The sequence below is a fragment of the Aerococcus sp. UMB1112A genome, assembly GCF_030230715.1.
Classification (GTDB): Bacteria; Bacillota; Bacilli; order Lactobacillales; family Aerococcaceae; genus Aerococcus.
In genome coordinates this window covers 1-4,198 of record NZ_JASPDS010000039.1, presented here as the reverse complement: position 1 = coordinate 4,198, position 4,198 = coordinate 1, and the positions used below count along the sequence as shown (strand labels likewise).

Below are 4,198 nucleotides of genomic sequence, written 5' to 3'. Positions count from 1 at the left end.
CATTTCCCGATCGAGCTCTTATTTCAAAATAAAATTGCCTAAAATCGTTGATAACACTTGACTTAGAGTAGAAAAAAAGAAGGGTTGTCCCTTACAATGTTAATAACGACAAAAACACAGGAGCCCTTCTTACTATGAATTATACAGAACTGTCAGTTGCTACTCAAGATGTTATGCCTAACAAAGGTGTCTTATTCTTTAAATCAGGTCTTTCCGACTTTATTCAAGTTGGCGAGCCAATTCAAAATGAAGATGGATTAACCTTTGTAGGAAAGCTAGATGAGTGTGGTGATACTTTCTGTCCTAATTGCTCAAGAAAGCTAGTTAAAAATGGGTCTTTAGAATCTACTCTTAAGCACGTCGCTATTGGTGGAATACACACCAATATCAGAGTGTCCTATGCACGTTTTCGTTGTCTTAACATTGATTGCCAATTCAACACTAGAAGCCAGTCTATCCCTTTTAAAGCTGATGGTTATCGCATCACCAAACCTTTAAAAGAATACACTGAGAAACTGTTAAGCTATGGCCTTACTCTAAAGGCAGTGGCTTGGCTTACTGGCTTGGACAAGATGACTGTAAAGTCAATTCACAAGTCTCTTCTGCTGTCTAAATTTACAACTGATGGCAAGACACTCATAAAACCTGAAAGGCAGGCAAAATACTTAGCCATTGATGAGTTTAAGCTCCACGATGGCCATAAGTACGCCACCGCAATCATAGACTGGGAAACAGGGTATATTCTCTACTTAGCCCATGGCAAGAAGAAAGCCGTTGTTTTCGAGTTTATGGATCATGTTGGCGATGAGTGGATGTCAAAAGTTGAGGCGGTGGCTTGCGACATGAATTCAGACTTCGAAGAAGCTTTTAAAGGGCGCTACCCCAAGCTAGACATCGTCTATGATCGCTTCCACATTATCAAGAATTTCAACGATAAAGTGGTTTCAGAGATCCGAAAAGATGAACAAAGACGGCTGGCTGAGGAAGGCTCTCCAGAAGCTGCTAAGTTGCTTAAGAATTCACGTTACATCTTGATGTCTAAAAGATCCACATTAGTCCAGAAGGACGAGGACGCCCGCAAAGACAAGCTAGTGTCTACTGCTGGTGAAATATTCAATACACCAGAAATAAAGGCTCATGGTGGTAATGAAGTCTGGTATGACGAGCTATTGGAAGAAAACAAGCTCTTATTTACAATAGATCTCGTTAAAGACCTGCTAGACCAAGCATACAACTCACATGACGAAGTAGAAATGTGCGTCAGACTAGAAGAGATCATAGATATCTGTAAGGCAACTAAAAATAGTCACTTTATTTGGTTTGCGCGTCTCTTATACCGCCATTTGAGAGGGATCTACACGTTTGCCAAATACGGGATATCAACTGGCAAACTTGAGGGTATTAACAATAAGATCAAGACCGAGAGACGTAAAGGGTATGGGTATCCAGATGATGAATACTTCTTCCTGCGGTTAATGGAACTATCGCGGAAAGCTTCCTAAGTCTCTCAGTCATTTACACAAGTTTTTATACTGAACCATTTTTTCATCATAATCACCACAGAGGGGAATCACTTATATATTTACATTTTAAATCAGTTGATGTATTTTAAGTTATACAAAAAATTATAAGAAACGGTGAAAAGCTTTATGTCAATTATTAGCATAATTTTAATTTTTATTTCGTTAGGAAGTTTAGCCATCCCAAAAGTAAGAACACACTCACACTTACGACTAATTTTTTTAGTATTATTTGCTTTGGGGCTAATACTATTAGGAATATCTATTACCACATTTCTTAATATGTAAATAATTCTAGTTATTGCATTCTTTCAAAAAGCAAACTCTTTTTTAAAGATACCTTTCCTCATACACCTCAGAAAATCTAAACTACGTTTAGATCTCTCTTAATACAAATTAATAAAAACTCCATTTAAATACGCGTGGTGCTAGGGTCCGTCTGAAAACTACTTAAGTAAGATGCAAATTGAGGCAATGTAGACCGTAGCCAGATAAACGTGAGCAAGCTTATCATAACGCGTTGCAATCCTACGAAAGTTCTTCAACTGATTGAAGAAGTTCTCAATCAAATGGCGCTCACAATAAACGTGGTAATCACAGGCCCACTTGTCTTTGGTATTTTCCTTAGGCGGAATGGTATAGACGCCTGCTTTATCTTCAATATACTGGCGAAGTTTCGCGGTACCATAGGCTTTATCCGCAATAATATTTGATTGAGAAATATCGAAGCTTTCCAGTAACTCACTGGCAACTTGGCTATCATGTACTTGGCCACCCGTTAGGCGAAAACCCAAGGGATTCCCTAATCCGTCAACGAGTGCGTGAATCTTGGTTGTTCGGCCACCTCGGCTTAGTCCAATAGCTTGATTTTCGACCAAACATTCGGCGTTTTTTTTGCCCCAGTGGCTTTTTGATGTGCTCGAACGATCGTTGAATCCAAGCTCAAGTTTTCCATATCAGGGTCGTCAATCAATTCGAGGAAAACCTGTTCGAATAAGCCCGAACTTACCCAAGCTCGGAAGCGACTATACACCGTTTTCCAAGAGCCATAGCGTTCAGGTAGATCACGCCAAGGCGCCCCACTGCGCATGAGCCAGAGGATAGCGTTGAGGGCGGTACGGTTGTCTAGGCTTGATGGACGGCCAGTCCGGTATGGCGGGAAGTATCCTTTGATTCGGTCCCACTGAGCATCTTCCAGTTCGTATCGTTTAGGTGTTGTCATCGGAATGCCTCGATTCGTTTTTCCTCAGATTATACCTGAATTTTTAGTTTTCAGACAGTCCCTAATAAATTCAAAACTAATGGGCCGTTTCATTTCAGCGTTATCAACTGGAATGAAACGGCCCATTTTTTATCCTCTAAATACAAACAACCGGATTACTTATTGTACTCAGCTTGAAGTAAAGTTCACCTAACGAAACGTAAGTTGAAACTTGTTAACATGAGCAAATTTTTAGTTTGTCTGGTTAACCCCTTTTGAAAAAAGCTAGTTTAAATTCGTGAGCAATCATTCCTGGTGACCAGCTTAGACGTAAATGGTTGAGAATTTTTTGCTTTAACTCACCGCTCAGCTTAGTTTTCCGACCACATCGTGATCGCTTATATTCGGCATCTATTTGTGCTAATTCAGCCTGATAAGGTTGACATCGAGATAATTCATAAGAACGTGTTTGGATACTTTGACATTCGATTTGATTTTAGTTAAATTAGATCAAAAACAGGAGTTTTTAATCCATGAAAAGCTTTGCACACCATTATAGTAGCGACATCTCTCGTGAACAATTTGAACTAATCCGGACAGATCTAGAAGGCATACGTGAGCGGACTAAGCCAAGAAAGGTTGATTTATATGATATCTTTTGTGCCCTGCTTTATACCTTGAAAAATGGGTGCGTTTGGCGCGATTTACCCAGTGATTTTCCTAAATGGGAAACCGTCTATTATTACTGGTTACTTTGGACTAAAACGCCATCTCCTGCTGGTATCACTCCTCTGGATAAGGTTTTAAAAAAATTGTCAGCCAACATCGGTTGGCTCAGAAGCGTTCAGTTTATACATCGTTCATCATTCTAGATGCTCAAAGTGTCAAGAATACCGATCCTGCTGAAAGTAGCGGCTACGATGGTGGTAAAAAGGTGAGTGGGATTAAGCGCCATCTTGCTGTAGATATCAATGGGCTGCCGATGGCAGTCCATGTGACAACCGCCAATGTTTCTGAGCGTGATGGCGCCAATGCGCTACTGGCGTTAAACAAATCACAGTTTGACCTGGTTCAACGAGTAATGGCCGATGGTGGTTATACTGGTAACAACTTTGCTCAATCAGTTCAGGCAATGATTAGCGCTGAAGTCATTATTGCTAAACAGAGTGACCTTAGGCACGGTCAAGTGACCCCGCAACGCTGGGTTATCGAACGCAGTTTTAGCTGGCTAGGAAAATATCGGCGCCTCTGGCGCAATTGTGAGCGAAAGCTGAACACCAGTAAGATGATGATTAGCTTAGCCTTCCTGCGAATACTCTTGAAAAGATTCTAAACACGTTCTAAGAAATTGTTGACGGTGATCGGTTCAGCCGAACGCCCATTTGGATATTGGACAGCCCTAGTTCACAAAAGGTTTCGATTTTAATTCGTTCGGAATAGGTTATACTAGACAAAAGATCAGCTCCTAAAAGATGGG

Annotated in this window: 3 protein-coding genes and 2 pseudogenes; 2 read left to right on the top strand and 3 right to left on the bottom strand. The window is 40.6% G+C overall.

The window, feature by feature from the left end:
• The first annotated feature begins 134 nt into the window (after nucleotides 1-134).
• Nucleotides 135-1,502, top strand: a complete 1,368-nt coding sequence (locus tag QP860_RS10310) for an ISL3-like element ISLdl1 family transposase (protein WP_013440318.1) — start codon at nucleotides 135-137, stop codon at nucleotides 1,500-1,502.
• 464 nt (nucleotides 1,503-1,966) lie between these two features.
• Here QP860_RS10310 and QP860_RS10305 read toward each other — a convergent pair.
• Together QP860_RS10305 and QP860_RS10300 are read right to left on the bottom strand one after the other, a co-directional pair.
• Nucleotides 1,967-2,742, bottom strand: a protein-coding gene (locus QP860_RS10305; protein ID WP_095662032.1) for an IS5-like element ISLpl3 family transposase whose coding sequence is annotated in 2 segments (ribosomal slippage) — nucleotides 1,967-2,418 and nucleotides 2,418-2,742 — 777 coding nt in all. Because the reading frame shifts where the segments join, the coding sequence is not laid out codon by codon here.
• A 262-nt stretch (nucleotides 2,743-3,004) separates the two neighbouring features.
• Nucleotides 3,005-3,202 (bottom strand): annotated as a pseudogene (locus tag QP860_RS10300) (IS30 family transposase); the annotation flags it as partial.
• A 52-nt stretch (nucleotides 3,203-3,254) separates the two neighbouring features.
• Between QP860_RS10300 and QP860_RS10295 the strand changes: the two are divergent.
• A protein-coding gene (locus QP860_RS10295; protein ID WP_101868802.1) for an IS5 family transposase occupies nucleotides 3,255-4,054 on the top strand; the annotation gives its coding sequence in 2 pieces (ribosomal slippage) (nucleotides 3,255-3,525 and nucleotides 3,525-4,054; 801 coding nt in all).
• A 10-nt stretch (nucleotides 4,055-4,064) separates the two neighbouring features.
• On the opposite strand, the pseudogene QP860_RS10290 reads toward QP860_RS10295, so the two are convergent.
• A pseudogene (locus QP860_RS10290) lies at nucleotides 4,065-4,175 on the bottom strand (helix-turn-helix domain-containing protein); the annotation flags it as partial.
• Between the last annotated feature and the right edge of the window lie 23 nt (nucleotides 4,176-4,198).

Bases quoted from the DNA above. Each gene is read 5' to 3' on its own strand.
- QP860_RS10310 (WP_013440318.1), top strand. From the start codon at position 135: ATGAATTATACAGAACTGTCAGTTGCTACTCAAGATGTTATGCCTAAC.